This is a genomic window from Enterobacter sp. LM3 (genome assembly GCF_046622475.1).
GTDB lineage: Bacteria > Pseudomonadota > Gammaproteobacteria > Enterobacterales > Enterobacteriaceae > Enterobacter > Enterobacter cloacae_P.
The window spans coordinates 12,790-29,167 of record NZ_JBJURN010000017.1; the positions used below are offsets into that span (position 1 = coordinate 12,790).

Genomic DNA, 16,378 nt, shown 5'->3' on the forward strand with positions numbered 1-16,378 from the left:
GTGATGAAAGCCTTTCACTGGTGTGTGTTAGCCGCGTTGATGCTGGCGACGACGAGTCTTCGCGCCGCCTGCACCTGGCCTGCCTGGGAGCAGTTTAAACAGGACTACATCAGTGAAAGCGGGCGTGTCATTGATCCCAGTGACACGCGCAAAATTAGTACATCTGAAGGGCAAAGCTATGCGCTGTTCTTTGCGCTGGCAGCGAATGACCGTAAGACGTTTGACCTGCTGTTGACATGGACGCGCGACAATCTTGCCCAGGGGAATTTACACGACCATCTGCCGGCCTGGTTATGGGGGCAGAAAGACAAAGAAAACTGGGCGATTATTGATACAAACTCCGCGTCGGATGCTGATATCTGGATTGCCTGGTCACTGCTCGAAGCGGGTCGGTTATGGAAACATCCGGACTACACCCGCACAGGCAAGGCATTACTTAAGCGCATTGTCAGCGAGGAAGTGGTGAAAGTGCCAGGGCTTGGCTCGATGCTGCTGCCGGGTAAAGTCGGCTTTGCCGAGGCACATGTCTGGCGCTTTAACCCCAGCTATCTTCCCCCTCAGCTGGCGAGCTATTTCACGCGTTTTGGTGCCCCGTGGACCACGCTTCGTGAAACGAACCTGCGCTTACTGCTGGAGACTGCGCCGAAAGGTTTTTCCCCGGACTGGGTGCAATATCAGAAAAACAGAGGCTGGCAGTTAAAGCAGAATAAATCGCTGGTGGGCAGCTACGACGCCATCCGTGTCTACCTCTGGGTGGGCATGATGAGCGATCAGGACCCACAGAAGGCCAGGTTGCTGGCGCGTTTACAGCCGATGGCCGCAATGACAACGAAACAAGGTGTGCCGCCGGAGAAAGTGGATGTGGCAAGCGGGAAACATACGGGCAAAGGCCCGGTTGGTTTTTCCGCCTCACTGCTACCTTTTTTACAAAAGCGTGACGCGCAGGCGGCACAACGCCAGCGTGTTGCAGACCATTTTCCCGATAAAAATGCCTATTACAGCTACGTGCTGACCCTCTTTGGACAAGGATGGGATCAGCATCGTTTTCGCTTCACCGCAAAAGGTGAATTAATACCGGATTGGGGCCAGGAATGCGCAAGTTCACATTAAATCTACTCAGTTTATCGCTTGGCCTGGCTTTGATGCCGTTGGCTCAGGCCGCGAATTCCCCGCAACAGCAACAGCTGCTGGAACAGGTACGTCTGGGAGAATCGACGCAGCGCGAGGATTTGGTTCGTCAGTCGCTCTATCGTCTTGAACTGATTGACCCGAACAACCCTGACGTCATTGCCGCACGCTTCCGTTACCTGCTGCGTCAGGGGGATACTGCCGGTGCGCAAAAAGAGCTGGATCGTCTGAAAGGGATTGCGCCGAGCTCCGGTGCCTACCAGTCGTCGCGCAATACGATGCTGCTTTCCACCCCTGATGGTCGTCAGGCGCTACAGCAGGCGCGTTTACTGGCCACGACAGGTCACACCCAGGAAGCGATTGCCGCGTATGACAAGCTCTTTGCCGGAAACCCGCCTGGCGGCGATCTGGCGACAGAATACTGGAACGTGGTGGCGAAAGACCCGGCTCGCCGCAGTTCGGCCATTAACCAGCTGAAGAAAATCAATGCCAGTAGCCCCGGCAATACGCAGCTGCAGGCGACGCTGGCGCAACTACTGTTCCAGAGCGGACGCAGTGATGAAGGCTTTGCTGTGCTGCGGGAGATGGCTAAATCCAACGGTGGCCGTAGCCAGGCGTCTGATATGTGGTATCAGCAGATCAAAGACCAGCCAGCCAGCAGCGCCAGCGTTAGCGCGTTGCAAAAATACCTGAGCGTGTTTAGTGACGGTGATAGCGTGGCGGCGGCGCGTTCACAGCTTGAAGCGCAGCAAAAACAGCTCGCCGATCCAGCGTTCCGTGCAAAAGCGGAAGGATTAGCAGCCGTCGATGCCGGGCAGGGCGGTAAGGCGGTGGCAGAGCTGCAGAAAGCGGTCAGCGCGAATCATGCCGACAGTGAAGCCGTTGGCGCGCTGGGCCAGGCGTATTCGCAGAAAGGCGATCGTGCCCGCGCGGTCGCTCAGTTTGAAAAGGCGATCGCCCTCGATCCGCAGAGTGATAACCGGGGTAAATGGGATAGTCTGCTGAAGGTTAACCGCTACTGGCTGCTTATCCAGCAGGGTGACGCCGCGCTCAAGGCGAATAACCCTGCACAGGCGGAGCGTGACTATCAGCAGGCGCGTAACATCGACAATACCGACAGCTACGCGGTGCTGGGGCTGGGCGATGTCGCGGTGGCGCGCAAAGATAATGCGGCTGCCGAGCGCTATTATCGTCAGGCGTTGCGTATGGACAGCGGTAACAGCAATGCGGTACGCGGCCTTGCCAATATCTATCGCGCGCAGTCCCCGGAGAAAGCCTCACAGTTTATTCAGTCGCTGTCTGCCAGCCAGCGTCGCAGTATTGATGATATTGAACGTAGTCTGACCAACGAGCAGCTCTCTTCCCAGGCAGAACAGCTGGAAAACCAGGGAAAATACGCTCAGGCCGCAGAAATTCAGCGCCGTCGTCTGGCGCTCTCTCCCGGAGATGTGTGGATAACCTACCGTCTGTCGCGCGATCTCTATAGCGCAGGCCAGCGCAGCCAGGCGGATAACCTGATGCGTCAGCTTGCCAGCCAAAAACCGTCCGACCCGGATCAGGTCTATGCAAACGGGCTTTACCTGTCGGGTAACGATCAGGACAGAGCCGCGCTCGCACATCTGGACAAGCTGCCGCGTAGCCAGTGGAACAGCAATATTCAGGAGTTGGCCGATCGCCTGCAAAGTAATCAGGTGCTGGAAACGGCGAACCGTCTGCGGGATAGCGGTAAGGAGCAGGAGGCGGAGAATATGCTCCGTCAGCAACCGGCTTCCACCCGTATTGATTTAACGCTTGCGGACTGGGCACAGCAGCGTGGCGATCGCGAGGCCGCGAAAACCGCCTACGGCACCGTTTTACAGCGTGAGCCGCAAAACGAAGATGCGATCCTCGGTCTGACCGAAGTGTATATTGCTGAAGGCAATAAAGACGCTGCGCGTGCAGAGCTGGCGAAACTGCCTGCCGCACAGCATGGCCAGCCGTTGTCACTCAACATGCAGCGCCGGGTGGCGATGGCGCAGGCGGGTCTTGGCGATTCTGCCGCCGCAGAACAAACGTTCAGCAAAATCATCCCTCAGGCCAAATCGCAGCCCGCTTCTATGGAAAATGCGCTGGTGTTACGTGATGCGGCGCGTTTCCAGGCGCAAAACGGCCAGCCTCAACAGGCGCTGGAAACGTATAAAGATGCGATGGTGTCGTCCGGTATCACAACCACGCGTCCGGTTGACAATGACAGCTTTACCCGCCTGACACGAAATGATGAGAAAGATGACTGGCTGAAGCGCGGCGTACGCAGCGATGCCGGTGATCTGTACCGTCAGCAGGATGTTAACGTCACGCTGCAACACGATTACTGGGGTTCAAGCGGCACGGGCGGATATTCCGACCTCAAAGCGCATACCACTATGCTGCAGGCAGATGCACCGCTGGCGGATGGGCGTATGTTCTTCCGCAGTGACCTGGTCAATATGGATGCCGGTTCGTTTGCCACCAAAAACGGGGAATACGATCCTAAATGGGGTACCTGTGCGGAAACGCCTTGTCATGGCAATACTAATCAGTCGGCAAATGGCGCGAGCATCGCCGTAGGCTGGAAGAACAAAACCTGGGCGATGGACATCGGTACGACGCCGATGGGCTTTGATGTGGTGGATGTTGTTGGCAGCCTGAGCTATAGCAATGACCTGGGCCCAATTGGCTATACCGTTAATGCCCATCGTCGCCCAATTTCCAGCTCCGTGCTGGCTTTTGCCGGTCAGCATGACTCCAATACGGACACCACATGGGGCGGCGTACGTGCAACCGGTGGTGGCGTGAGCATAAGCTATGACAAAGGTGAGGCGAATGGTATCTGGTCAAGCCTGAGCGCGGACAGCCTGACGGGTAAAAATGTGGAAGATAACTGGCGCGTCCGCTGGATGACCGGTTACTACTACAAGATCATTAATCAAAATAATGAGCGCCTGACAGCCGGCCTGACTAACATGCTCTGGCATTATGACAAAGATCTGAGCGGCTATACCCTGGGACAGGGCGGCTATTATAGCCCGCAGGAGTATGTCTCCTTTGCATTACCGGTGACCTGGCGGAAACGCACTGAGAACTGGTCGTGGGAACTGGGTGGCTCCGTGTCGTGGTCGCATTCAAAAACTGACGATGTGCTGCGTTATCCGCTTCAGGGGCTGATCCCAACCGATGAGCCTGGTCGTTACACCGACAGGGGTGTGATGGAAACGGGCAGCAGTTCTTCAGGAACCGGTTATACCGCAAGAGCCATCATTGAACGCCGTGTGACCTCCAACTGGTTTGTCGGTCTCGGTGTTGATATTCAGGAAGCGAAAGATTACACCCCGAGCCATGCGCTGCTCTATGTGCGTTATTCCGCAGCGGGCTGGCAGGGCGATATGGACTTACCGCCGCAACCGCTCATACCGTACGCAGACTGGTAATCAGATTTAGCTTAATCCATGTGTAAGGCTCTCTAAAAAGTGTAGCAATCGGGTATACTCAGGCGCACCAGGTTTACCCCCTGGTGCGCCTTGCGCTTCGAGTTTTGTGGAGAGTCATTTTGCGTGTCAGCCGTTCTTTAACGATCAAACAGATGGCGATGGTTTCTGCCGTCACGATGCTGTTTGTATTCCTCTTCTGCGTTATTTTGCTGTTTCATTCCGTACAGCAGAATCGCTATAACACGGCTTCGCAATTAGAAAGTATTGCGCGCTCGGTGCGCGGCCCACTCTCAGCTTCTATCCTGAAAGGGGATATCCCCGAAGCGGAAAGTATTTTAAAACGCATTCAGCCTGCCGGTATTGTCAGCCGGGCGGATGTGGTGTTACCTAACCAGTTCCAGGCACTGCGGATGAGTTTTATCCCTGAACGGCCCGTCCCAATGATGGTTATGCGCCTGTTTGAGCTGCCGGTACAAATCTCGCTACCCGTTTATTCGCTCGAACGACCAGCCAACCCCCAGCCGTTAGCTTATCTGGTGCTGCAGGCGGACTCATACCGCATGTATAAGTTCGTGATGAACTGGGTGGCTACGTTAGTAACTACTTACTTACTTTTGACGCTCATTCTGAGCGTGGCGCTCACCTGGTGTATTAACCGGTTGATTGTTCACCCCTTGCGTCACATCGCCAGGGAGCTGAATAACCTTTCACCACAGAACCAGGTGGGACACCAGCTTGAGCTGCCACGCCTTCATCATGACGATGAGATAGGCATGCTGGTGCGCAGCTACAATATCAACCAACAGCGCATCCTGCGTCAGCAGGACGAGTTAAACAGCAGCGCCACGCGATTTCCGGTGTCGGAGTTACCCAACAAAGCGTTTCTGATGGCGCTGCTGGAGCAGACTGTTGCCCGCCAGCAGACAACGGCGCTGATGGTGGTTGCCTGTGAAACTCTGCAGGATACGGCGGGTGTGCTTAAAGAGAGCCAGCGCGAAGTGTTGTTGCTGACGCTGGTGGAAAAAGTGAAATCCGTCCTGGCACCGCGCATGGTACTGACCCAGGTGAGTGGTTATGACCTGGTGATTATTGCTCATGGTGTGAAAGAGCCGTGGCATGCCGTCACATTAGGTCAGCAAGTGCTCACTGTCATTAATGAGCGGCTGCCGGTTCAGGGTATCCAGCTTCGTCCGAGCGCCAGCATCGGGATTGCGATGTTTTACGGCGACCTGACGGCAGAACAGCTTTACCGTCGCGCGTTCTCGGCGGCCCAGACTGCCCGCCGCAAAGGGAAAAACCAGATCCAGTTCTTCGACCCGGAGCAAATGGAAAATGCGCAGCAGCGCCTGACCGAAGAGAGCGATATTCTCACCGCGCTGGATAACCACCAGTTTGCCATCTGGATGCAGCCGCAGGTGAATTTGCTGACGGGCGAGGTCAAAAGTGCCGAAGCGTTGCTGCGTATGCAGCAGCCGGATGGCTCGTGGGAGCTACCTGAAGGGTTTATCGAGCGTATCGAGTCCTGCGGCCTGATGGTTACCGTAGGCTACTGGGTGCTTGAGGAGTCGTGCCGCCAGCTTGCCGCCTGGCAGGCGCGTGGCGTGACCCTGCCGCTGTCGGTGAATCTGTCAGCCCTGCAGCTTATGCACCCGACGATGGTTTCTGAGATGCTGGAGTTGATTCATCGTTACCGGATCCAGCCCGATACGCTGATTCTGGAAGTGACGGAAAGCCGTCGCATTGACGATCCGAATGAGGCGGTCGCGATCCTGAAACCGCTGCGAAATGCCGGTATTCGTATTGCGCTGGACGATTTTGGCATGGGCTACGCCGGGTTGCGTCAGCTCCAGCACATGAAAACACTGCCGGTGGATGTCCTGAAAATTGACAAAGCCTTTGTTGACGGGCTGCCGGATGACAGCAGCCTGGTGCAGGCCATTATCCATATGGCACGCAGTCTCAACCTGCATGTGATTGCAGAGGGCATCGAGACGGAAGCTCAGCGCGACTGGCTGGCTGAAGCGGGTGTGGAAAGTGGACAAGGCTTTTTGTTTGCTCGCGCCGTCCCGTCGGATGTCTTTGAGCAACGGTATATTTCCAGCGCTGGCAATAACGCAAAAGTGTAATTTTGTTGCTGGCTTGTGCGAGTCAGCTCAAAGTTTTTAACATTTGTGTTTCAAAGTTGATGTCGGTTTATTTCTGTCATGTTTTACGGGTGTTATTTTAAAGCCGCAGGCTAACCATAACTTTATAAAGCCTGTGGTTTTTCTTCCCAAGGACACCCTATGAAAAACTCTCTCTTCAAAAGCCTTTACTTTCAGGTCCTGACAGCCATCGCAATCGGTATTCTGCTTGGCCACTACTACCCTGAACTGGGCGCACAAATGAAACCGCTTGGCGACGCGTTCGTTAAGCTCATCAAAATGGTTATCGCTCCGGTGATCTTCTGTACGGTGGTGACCGGCATCGCTGGCATGGAAAGCATGAAAGCGGTGGGTCGTACCGGTGCAGTTGCGCTTCTTTATTTCGAAGTGGTCAGTACCATTGCCCTGATTATTGGTCTGATTATCGTTAACGTGGTGCAGCCAGGTGCGGGCATGAACGTTGACCCGTCGACGCTGGACGCCAAAGCGGTCGCGGTTTATGCCGACCAGGCGAAGGATCAGGGCGTTGTGGCCTTCCTGCTGGACATTATTCCGGGTAGCGTCATCGGCGCATTCGCCAGCGGAAACATCCTGCAGGTGCTGATGTTTGCCGTGCTGTTTGGCTTTGCTCTGCACCGTCTGGGCAGCAAAGGCCAGCTCATCTTTAACGTGATTGAAAGCTTCTCGCAGGTCATCTTCGGCATCATCAATATGATCATGCGTCTGGCTCCGATTGGTGCCTTCGGTGCAATGGCGTTCACCATCGGTAAATACGGTGTGGGTACGCTGGTGCAGCTGGGTCAGCTGATTATCTGCTTCTATATCACCTGTATTCTGTTCGTGGTGGTGGTGCTGGGGTCAATTGCCCGCGCGGCGGGTTTCAGCATTTTCAAATTTATCCGCTACATCCGCGAAGAGTTGCTGATTGTTCTGGGCACGTCGTCCTCTGAATCTGCACTGCCGCGTATGCTCGATAAGATGGAAAAACTGGGTTGTCGTAAGTCGGTGGTGGGGCTGGTTATTCCAACGGGCTACTCATTTAACCTGGATGGCACGTCGATCTACCTGACGATGGCCGCGGTGTTTATCGCTCAGGCAACAAACAGCCATATGGATATTTTCCATCAGGTTACCCTGCTGGTGGTGCTCCTGCTCTCATCTAAGGGGGCGGCAGGTGTAACAGGCAGTGGCTTTATCGTGCTGGCGGCGACCATTTCGGCGGTGGGGCACCTGCCGGTGGCCGGCCTGGCGTTAATTCTCGGTATTGACCGCTTTATGTCTGAAGCCCGTGCGTTAACCAACCTGGTCGGTAACGGTGTGGCAACGGTGGTGGTGGCGAAATGGGTGAAAGAGCTGGATCACAAAAAGCTCAATGACACGTTAAATAATCGTCCGGCTGACGGCAAAACCACAGGTTTATCCTCTTAATCTCCTGATAAATGCCCGTATTCCCTTGTCGGGATGCGGGCTCCTGCGCATAATAACTGCTCATACCTGTCATAATTCGACAAGATTTTTTTTGGGTATATTTCACTTCTGACCGTGACGTTTTGTCGAACACGCGGTCTAATCGACGTGTTTTCATCGTCATCTTTTAGAGTGAAGCGCGTCGCGAGACACTCTTTTTAACCAGGAATGTTGATCAGGGGTTCACATGCAGGGCACAAAAATTCGACTCTTAACCGGCGGTTTGCTGATGATGGTAGCAGCCAGTTATGTGCAGGCAGATGCGCTCCAGCCAGACCCGGCCTGGCAACAAGGAACTCTGGCAAATGGTTTTCAGTGGCAGGTGTTAGCCACTCCCCAGCGTCCCAGTGACCGTATTGAAATCCGTCTGTCTGTGAATACGGGCTCCCTCACCGAAAGCTCTCTGCAGACCGGTTTTAGCCATTTTATTCCTCGGCTGGCGCTCACCCAAAGCGGCAGTTTGCAGGCAGTTCAGGTGCGTTCATTATGGCAACAGGCCATAGACCCAAAGCGCCCGCTGCCACCGGCGGTGGTCTCGTATGACTACACCATGTTTAACCTGAGCCTGCCGAATAACCGTAACGATCTGCTAAAAGAAGCACTGACGTATCTCTCTGATGCGACTGGCAATCTGGCGATTACGCCGGAAAGTATCAGCTATGCGCTGAGCAACAGCGACATGGTTGCAACCTGGCCTGTGGACACAAAAGAAGGCTGGTGGCGCTACCGCCTGAAAGGCTCAACGCTGCTCGGTCATGACCCGGCAGAACCGCTGAAACAGCCGGTCGATAGTGAACAGGTAAAAGCCTTCCACCAGAAATGGTACACCCCGGACGCGATGACCCTGATTGTGGTCGGAAATGTTGATAGTCGTGCGGTGGTTGAGCAGATCAACAAAGCGTTTGGCGATCTGAAAGGGAAACGTGAAACGCCTGCCCCTGTGCCGACGCTCTCTCCGCTGCGTGCAGAGCCTGTCAGTATCATGACAGATACCGTGCGCCAGGATCGTCTCTCCGTGATGTGGGACTCGGCCTGGCAACCTATCCGCGAGTCAGCCGCACTGTTGCGCTACTGGCGTGCCGACCTGGCACGTGAAGCGTTGTTCTGGCATGTTCAACAGACACTCAGTAAGAACAACGTGAAGAACATCGGTCTGGGCTTTGACTGCCGCGTGCTGTTCCAGCGTGCACAGTGCGCCATTAACGTCGAATCGCCAGGCGATAAGCTGAATGCAAATCTGGGCGTGGTGGCCAAAGAGCTGGCAAAAGTGCATAAAGAGGGTCTGTCTGAAGACGAGTTCAACGCGCTGGTGGCGCAGAAAAAACTGGAGCTGCAGAAGCTGTTTGCAACCTATGCCCGTGCCGATACCGACATTCTGATCAGCCAGCGCATTCGCTCATTGCAAAATCAGGTTGTGGACATTGCGCCAGAGCAGTATCAGAAGCTGCGTCAGGACTTCCTGAACGGTTTGACCGTCGATATGTTGAATCAGGATTTACGCCAGCAGTTGTCGCAGGATATGGCGTTGATTCTGCTGCAGCCGAAAGGCGAGCCGGAATATGACATGAAGGAATTGCAGTCAACCTGGGATGGGATTATGACGCCGCTATCGAAGGCAACACAGCCTGCCGCGGTGGATGATTTACACCCGGATGCGACGGATATTCCGCAGGGGCAGTAACGTCCTTCTAACCCTCTCCCTGTGGGAGAGGGAAAGAGTGCGGGCATCAGCCCGCACCTTCGTTAAGCAGGCATCGCCTCACGCGGAATAATCGCCCCGCGATACTGAATCACCGTACTGGCCGTCAGGTGTCCACGCTGTGCCGCCGCCTCGGGCGTGCCACCCGTCAGGCGTACCGCCAGGTAACCCGCGCTGAATGAATCCCCCGCTGCGGTGGTATCAACCACTTTTTCTTTGGCCAGTTTCACCGCCGGAACCTCAATCACAGCATCACCCGCAATGGCGACCAGGCACGAATTCGCGCCGCGCTTAATCACCACTTCACTGACGCCCGCTGCCTGAGTCCGTGCGATAACCTCATCAACCGGTTTCTCGCCCCACAGGGCATCTTCATCATCGAGCGTTAAGAACGCGATATCAGTGCACTGCAGCATCTGCTGATAAACCTGCTGTGTCTCTTCGCGACTCGCCCACAGGCGCGGACGGTAGTTATTATCGAAAATCACCTTGCCACCATTGGCGCGGCATTGACGCAGTAACGACAACAGCTTTTCGCGGCTGGCCGGGCTGAGGATGGCCAGGCTAATCCCGCTCAGATAGAGATAGTCAAAGGTCGCCAGCTCTTCGCAGATGGCGGCTGCGGCGTCGCTCTCCAGCCAGTATTTGGCCGCTGCTTCGTTACGCCAGTAGTAGAACGTGCGCTCACCGGTGCTGTCGGTTTCAATGTAGTACAGACCCGGCAGACGGTTTTCCATGCGCTGAATCAGCGAGGTCTGAACATTTTCACTCTGCCATGACCCCAGCATCTGCTGGCTGAAACTGTCCGTTCCCAGCGCGGTAACGTAGCTCACGCTCAGTGCATCGGGGTTAACCTGACGGGCAATATAAACGGAGGTGTTTAAGGTATCGCCACCAAAACCGCGGCTGACTTCCGTGCCCTTTTGGGACAGCTCAATCATACATTCGCCAATCACGGCAATTTTTTTAGACATAATCGTGAACCTGAACAGAGTAATTCGCAGTAGTCTGCGCTGAGTGAATTATGTGGTCAACTATATTAAAACAATGTTCCATTATTTTTTTTGAGCCAACGCGTGTTCCAGGTCATTTCTGTCATCTTAATTTCGTTTTCCCGGTGAATTGAACATAAAGTTCTCAATTATCGCGCCGATAACCCAGTGACGAGTCCAGAAAGGCTATCCCAACAACAGGACATCTGAAATGAAGTCAGAGCAGGTTATCCAGCGGCTGAGCACTACGCCTGAGGCAAGTATTGAGAACTTGCAGGAGCATCGCTACTGGCTGCAATGTGAGCGAACGTACACCTATCAGCCGATCTACCGCACAGACGGTCGACTGATGGCGATTGAAATTCTGACGGTCGTTACGCACCCTTCGAACCCTTCGCAGCGTATCGCGCCAGATCGCTATTTTGCCGAAGTTGCCGTTCGCCAGCGTCTGGATGTGCTGGAAGAGCAGTTACGCATGCTGCTGACGAAACAAGCCTTTTTCGAGCGACACGATATCCTTGCCTCGGTGAACGTGGATGGCCCGACCCTGATGGCATTACGCCAGAATGCGAAATTACAGGAACTGATCGCCACCCTGCCGTGGATGCGTTTTGAGCTGGTGGAGCATGTCCGCCTGCCGCAGGATTCGTCGTTTGCCTCGATGTGTGAATTTGGCCCGCTGTGGCTGGATGATTTTGGCACCGGCATGGCGAACTTCTCTGCCCTCAGCGAAGTGCGTTACGACTACATCAAGGTGGCCCGCGATCTGTTTATCATGCTGCGCCAGACCCCGGAAGGACGAAATCTGTTCATGCTGTTATTACAGTTGATGAACCGCTATTGTCAGGGCGTCATTGTAGAAGGTGTTGAAACGCTGGAAGAGTGGCGTGATGTGCAAAACTCGCCCGCAGCCGCTGCGCAAGGCTATTTCCTCTCGCGTCCGGTTCCAATGGATACCCTGGATAGCGTGACCGTCATGTTGTAAAACAAGCTGTTTCCCATAATAGTTCGTGGTTTCTACGCGCTATTACCGGACACAGCGCCTCGTTTACCTGAATCACGGGTAATCCGGGAAGAAAAAAACGGCAACTCAGAAGTTGCCGTTTTGCGTTTATAACGACTGATGCCGTGTTTCATGTGTCAGAAGCAGAGCAATCAACGTCAGCGCGGCCATTGCTGCCAGATACACACCCACGTAGAACAGACCGTAGTTCGCCTGTAACCAGGTCGCGATGTAGGGCGCAACGGATGCACCCAGAATAGAAGAGACGTTATACGAGAAAGAGGCACCGGTATAACGTACTTCAGTCGGGAACAGCTCCGGCAGCAGCGCGCCCATTGGGCCAAAAGTCAGGCCCATCAGGCTCAGACCAATCAGCAGATATGCCATCACCAGCGCAGGGCTACCTGAGCCCAGCAGCGGCGGGAAGACGAACAGGGCGAACAGAATGATGAGCGTGGTGATCACAATCATGCTTGAGCGACGGCCAAATTTATCCGCCAGCAGGCCGGCAATCGGCACCATCACACCAAAACCGACAACCGCCATCATCAGCATCCACAGTACTTCGTTACGCGGCAGACCCAGCCCGACTGGCGCAGCGGCGGTACTGAACGTCATTGAGTAGACGGTCATGATGTAGAACAGCGTATAGGTTGCCAGCATGATAAACGTGCCCAGCACGGTCACGCGGACGTGTTGGGTCAGCAGAGTACCCAGAGGCACTTTTACCTGTTTCTTCGCCGCAGCCACTTTGGCGAAAACCGGCGTTTCGTGTAGAGAAACACGCACATACAGACCAATCAGTACCAGAACGGCAGAGAAAATAAACGGAATACGCCAGCCCCAGTTCATGAACTGTTCATCCGTCAGCAGCCAGGAGAGCAGCAGGAAAGTCCCGTTCGCAAAGAAGAAGCCAATCGGCGCACCCAACTGCGGGAATGAACCGTAAAGCGCACGTTTGCGCGCTGGGGCGTTCTCGGTTGCCAGCAGCGCTGCACCACCCCATTCACCGCCCAGTCCCAGCCCCTGACCAAAACGCGCCAGCGCCAGCAGTACGGGAGCCAGAATGCCGATGGCTTCGTAGGTTGGCAGCAGGCCGATCGCTACGGTGGAGATCCCCATCGTCAGCAGCGACGCCACCAGAGTGACTTTACGCCCAATGCGATCGCCAAAGTGACCAAACAGCGCAGAGCCAATGGGACGTGCAACAAAAGCGATAGCAAAGGTTGCCAGAGACTGTAGCGTGGCCGCCGTCGGATCGCCCTGCGGGAAGAAGATATGCGGGAAGACGATAACCGCTGCGGTGGCATAAATGTAAAAGTCGAAGAACTCAATGGCGGTGCCAATCAGCGATGCGACGACGACTTTATTGCGCGAGTTTACCGGAACGTGTTCCGCTCCGGCGTCGAGTGTAGTGGCTGTTGCTTGCATAATATTTTCTTATTTTTTGACGAACGAAAGCCATATTACGCACAGCAAAAGCGACATTTCAATCTGTAACAAAGTCGTGAATTGACGATAAAAGCAACAAAAAGCGGATAATGTTCAGGTCAGCAAAAACACTTCCATGAAATGCTTCACGATTTTTAAATATTAGATAATAAAACTGGTTTTTGGTTAAATAAAAGTTACGAGCTGGATTTATATGCTGAAATAGCGAATTGGGCTGAAGTTTTCAGCCCAGTGGCCCCATTACCGGTGCGTTTTTCCCGGCATACGAGGGTCATTTTTGTACTGTGCTGTCGCAATCCATGCTGCACAGAACAGCGTCAGGCGGGCGAAGAAGTAGAAGAATGCCATTAGCCCCAGCACCGAGCCAAAGGCTGCACCGGAAGGGGATTTAATCAGCAATGGCAGGGTATAGGTCATCACGATTTTAATGACTTCAAAACCGATTGCTGCAATTAACGTTCCGCGGATCAGGGCCTTCCTGTGCGGGCGATGGTGGGGCAAACGCCAGAAGATCCAGAAGAACAGAAGGTAGTTAGCGAAGATGGAAATCGCCAGTCCAATACCGTGCCAGGCAGGCTTCAGCCATTTGATGTCATCGAGCCAGAGCGCGGAGATAATCAACTGTTGTGCAGCGCCGGCGACAGAGGTAATCGAAAGCGTCACGATCAACGCGATGAGCAGACCAATCAGCGAAACAAAGTCGCGAAAATATTTAACCCAAATTTTCTCCTGATCCTGCGGCGTACGCTCCCACACATCGCGCGACTGGGCGCGAATGGCCTCGCGCAGGTTGCCCATCCAGTTAATACCGGAATAGAGCGCAATCAGCAGCCCCACCAGGCCAACGGTGGTGCGTTGTTGAATGGCGGTATTGATGGTGCTTTTGAGCGTGCCGGCGAGCGTTGGATCGCTGACGCTCATCAGGATTTTATCGAAGATGTCCTGAAGCAGCGTCGGGTGCCAGGCGAGAATAAAACCGGCGGCTGCAAATGACACCATCAGGATGGGGATCATGGAGAGAAATGAGAAGTAGGTGATAGCGGCTCCAAACTGATTACCCATGCGGTCGTTAAAACGTTCCGTCGCGCGTATCAGATGCGCAATCATGGGACGACGCTGAATTTTCTGCGCCGTACGGGTGACCGTTTTAAGCGCTTTTCCGGCTTTACCTGGGGCCATTTCCTGAGGGGGACGTTGCTGGTTGTTTTCCGACGTCACACGCGTTTCCTTATTCATCTGGTGAGGACTTTTTGAAATTATAACCTGCACCTAACCAACATAGGCTTTCATTAACACCGTTAGCCACTCCATAAACAGATGCACGCGGCGGGAGAGGTTACGACGATGGGGATAAATTAGCGAGACGGGCATCGGCTCTGCGCGATATTGCGGCAAGATCTCCTGTAGTTTTTTTGCCCGCAGGGAATCACGCACGCCAACGCGCGGTACCTGGATAATGCCCAGCCCGGCGATGCAGGCTGCGTGGTACGTTTCCGTGCTGTTGACCGTCAATACCCCGCCGGTTTTAATCCACTGCGTTGAGCTGCCATTATAATATTCAAAGCCTTGCGGACGGGTACCCAGCGTGGCGGCGTAATGGATGACAGCGTGTGAACCGAGATCGCCCAGCGTTTCAGGATAACCAAAACGCGTCAGATAATCCGGGCTGGCGCAGTTAATCACCGACAGTTTACCCAGCGGGCGGGCGATAAGCCCCGAATCCTTCAGCGTACCCACGCGCACCACGCAGTCAAAACCTTCGCGAATGACATCCACCAGACGATCGCTGCTGCTGAGTTCCAGCTCAATCCCGGGATACTGCTGTAAAAACGCAGGCAGTTTTGGGATGACTAAATTTCGCGCAACGCCGACGGGCATATCAACGCGTAACCGTCCGCTGATGCTGGAGGGATCATGCTGGAACATACCGTCCAGTTCGTCGAGGTTTGCCAGAAGATCTTTTGCCCGTTCGTAATAGACCATACCATCCTGCGTCAGGCTGACACGGCGCGTGGTGCGGTGCAATAGCTGGGTGCCCAGCCGGTTTTCCAGCGCCTGAACCTGACGTGACACACTCCCTTTTGGCAGGCTCAGCGTCTCCGCCGCACGGGAAAAACTCTCCAGTTCCGCGACCCGAACAAACAACTGCATTGCGTGAATTTTATCCATAGGAAAAGCTCATTGTTGTTCAAGATGAAACAGTGAAGCGTTTATGGCTATCTTTATTGATTTTCTATCACCTAATAAGCTCTTTCTCAATCTCCATAACAGCCAAATTGAGGTTTCTTATGACTGAACGTATTGCATTAGTGACAGGTGGTAGCCGTGGTCTGGGTAAAAATGCGGCCTTAAAGCTGGCGGCGGACGGCACGGGAATTATCCTGACGTATAACAATAGTCAGCAGGAAGCGCTGGATGTTGTGCATGAAATTCAGGGAAAAGGTGTTAAAGCTGCGGCATTGCAACTTAACGTCGGTGATATTTCATGTTTCGATGTTTTCGCCCAACAGGTACAGGACACCCTGAAGGCCCTGTGGCAGCGTGATACGTTTGATTATTTATTGAACAATGCAGGAACGGGTTTATACGCGCCATATACCGGAACAACGGAAGCCCAGTTTGATGACGCGCTGAACATCCATTTCAAAGGACCATTTTTCCTGACGCAGTGTCTGTTGCCGCTGTTGCGCGACGGTGGACGGATCCTGAACGTTTCCAGCGGTCTGACCCGCTTTACTCAGCCAGGCTCTGGTACCTATGCGGCGATGAAAGGGGCGATGGAAGTGCTGACCCGCTATCAGGCAAAAGAGCTGGGTGCGCGCGGGATCGCCGTCAATATTATTGCCCCTGGGGCGATTGAAACCGATTTTGGCGGTGGACGCGTGCGTGACAATGCGGATCTCAACCAGCTTCTGGCCTCACAAACGGCTCTGGGCCGTGTGGGGTTGCCGGACGACATTGGTGATGCCATTGCCGCGCTGCTCAGCGATAAACTGGGCTGGATGAATGCACAACGTATTGAAGTGTCAGGCGGCATGTTCCTGTGA

The 16,378-nt window shown here is 54.3% G+C and carries 11 protein-coding genes; 7 read left to right on the forward strand and 4 right to left on the reverse strand.

From position 1 onward, the window contains the following. Nucleotides 1-3: 3 nt before the first annotated feature. The 5 genes from bcsZ to ACJ9N4_RS16600 all read left to right on the forward strand — a co-directional run bounded on the left by bcsZ (nucleotide 4) and on the right by ACJ9N4_RS16600 (nucleotide 9,866). On the forward strand, nucleotides 4-1,110 hold the full coding sequence (gene bcsZ, locus ACJ9N4_RS16580) for a cellulose synthase complex periplasmic endoglucanase BcsZ (protein ID WP_182920082.1): 1,107 nt from the start codon (nucleotides 4-6) through the stop codon (nucleotides 1,108-1,110). Continuing rightward, nucleotides 1,092-4,574 carry a cellulose synthase complex outer membrane protein BcsC gene (bcsC, locus tag ACJ9N4_RS16585; protein WP_395122167.1) on the forward strand — a complete coding sequence of 1,161 codons (3,483 nt, stop codon included), beginning with the start codon at nucleotides 1,092-1,094 and terminating at the stop codon, nucleotides 4,572-4,574. Before bcsZ ends, bcsC begins: the two co-directional genes overlap by 19 nt. 119 nt (nucleotides 4,575-4,693) lie before the next feature. Further along, the gene (gene hmsP, locus ACJ9N4_RS16590; RefSeq protein ID WP_230857833.1) at nucleotides 4,694-6,700 is read left to right on the forward strand and encodes a biofilm formation regulator HmsP; all 2,007 of its coding nucleotides are present in this window, start codon (nucleotides 4,694-4,696) and stop codon (nucleotides 6,698-6,700) included. A gap of 159 nt (nucleotides 6,701-6,859) precedes the next feature. Then, nucleotides 6,860-8,146: a dicarboxylate/amino acid:cation symporter gene (locus ACJ9N4_RS16595; RefSeq protein WP_182919093.1), complete on the forward strand. Its 1,287-nt coding sequence runs from the start codon at nucleotides 6,860-6,862 to the stop codon at nucleotides 8,144-8,146. 226 nt (nucleotides 8,147-8,372) lie between these two features. Next, on the forward strand, nucleotides 8,373-9,866 hold the full coding sequence (locus tag ACJ9N4_RS16600) for a M16 family metallopeptidase (RefSeq protein ID WP_182919092.1): 1,494 nt from the start codon (nucleotides 8,373-8,375) through the stop codon (nucleotides 9,864-9,866). Nucleotides 9,867-9,928: 62 nt separating this feature from the next. Here ACJ9N4_RS16600 and ACJ9N4_RS16605 read toward each other — a convergent pair whose 3' ends face one another. Further along, nucleotides 9,929-10,858 carry a sugar kinase gene (locus ACJ9N4_RS16605; RefSeq protein WP_182919091.1) on the reverse strand — a complete coding sequence of 310 codons (930 nt, stop codon included), beginning with the start codon at nucleotides 10,856-10,858 and terminating at the stop codon, nucleotides 9,929-9,931. A 229-nt stretch (nucleotides 10,859-11,087) separates the two neighbouring features. Between ACJ9N4_RS16605 and pdeH the strand changes: the two genes are divergently transcribed. Beyond that, nucleotides 11,088-11,861 carry a cyclic-guanylate-specific phosphodiesterase gene (pdeH, locus tag ACJ9N4_RS16610; RefSeq protein WP_182919090.1) on the forward strand — a complete coding sequence of 258 codons (774 nt, stop codon included), beginning with the start codon at nucleotides 11,088-11,090 and terminating at the stop codon, nucleotides 11,859-11,861. 126 nt (nucleotides 11,862-11,987) lie between these two features. Here pdeH and ACJ9N4_RS16615 read toward each other — a convergent pair whose 3' ends face one another. The 3 genes from ACJ9N4_RS16615 to ACJ9N4_RS16625 all read right to left on the reverse strand — a co-directional run bounded on the left by ACJ9N4_RS16615 (nucleotide 11,988) and on the right by ACJ9N4_RS16625 (nucleotide 15,500). Continuing rightward, entirely contained in the window at nucleotides 11,988-13,310 is a 1,323-nt protein-coding gene (locus ACJ9N4_RS16615) for an MFS transporter (protein ID WP_182272993.1), read from the reverse strand. 261 nt (nucleotides 13,311-13,571) lie between these two features. Beyond that, a complete protein-coding gene (gene yhjD, locus ACJ9N4_RS16620) occupies nucleotides 13,572-14,549 on the reverse strand; it encodes an inner membrane protein YhjD (RefSeq protein WP_269475511.1) in 978 nt (325 codons plus the stop codon). 51 nt (nucleotides 14,550-14,600) lie between these two features. Continuing rightward, nucleotides 14,601-15,500 (reverse strand): LysR family transcriptional regulator, encoded by a 900-nt coding sequence (locus tag ACJ9N4_RS16625; protein WP_182919089.1) that lies wholly within the window; start codon nucleotides 15,498-15,500, stop codon nucleotides 14,601-14,603. 119 nt (nucleotides 15,501-15,619) lie between these two features. Between ACJ9N4_RS16625 and ACJ9N4_RS16630 the strand changes: the two genes are divergently transcribed. Beyond that, nucleotides 15,620-16,378: an SDR family NAD(P)-dependent oxidoreductase gene (locus tag ACJ9N4_RS16630; RefSeq protein ID WP_182919088.1), complete on the forward strand. Its 759-nt coding sequence runs from the start codon at nucleotides 15,620-15,622 to the stop codon at nucleotides 16,376-16,378.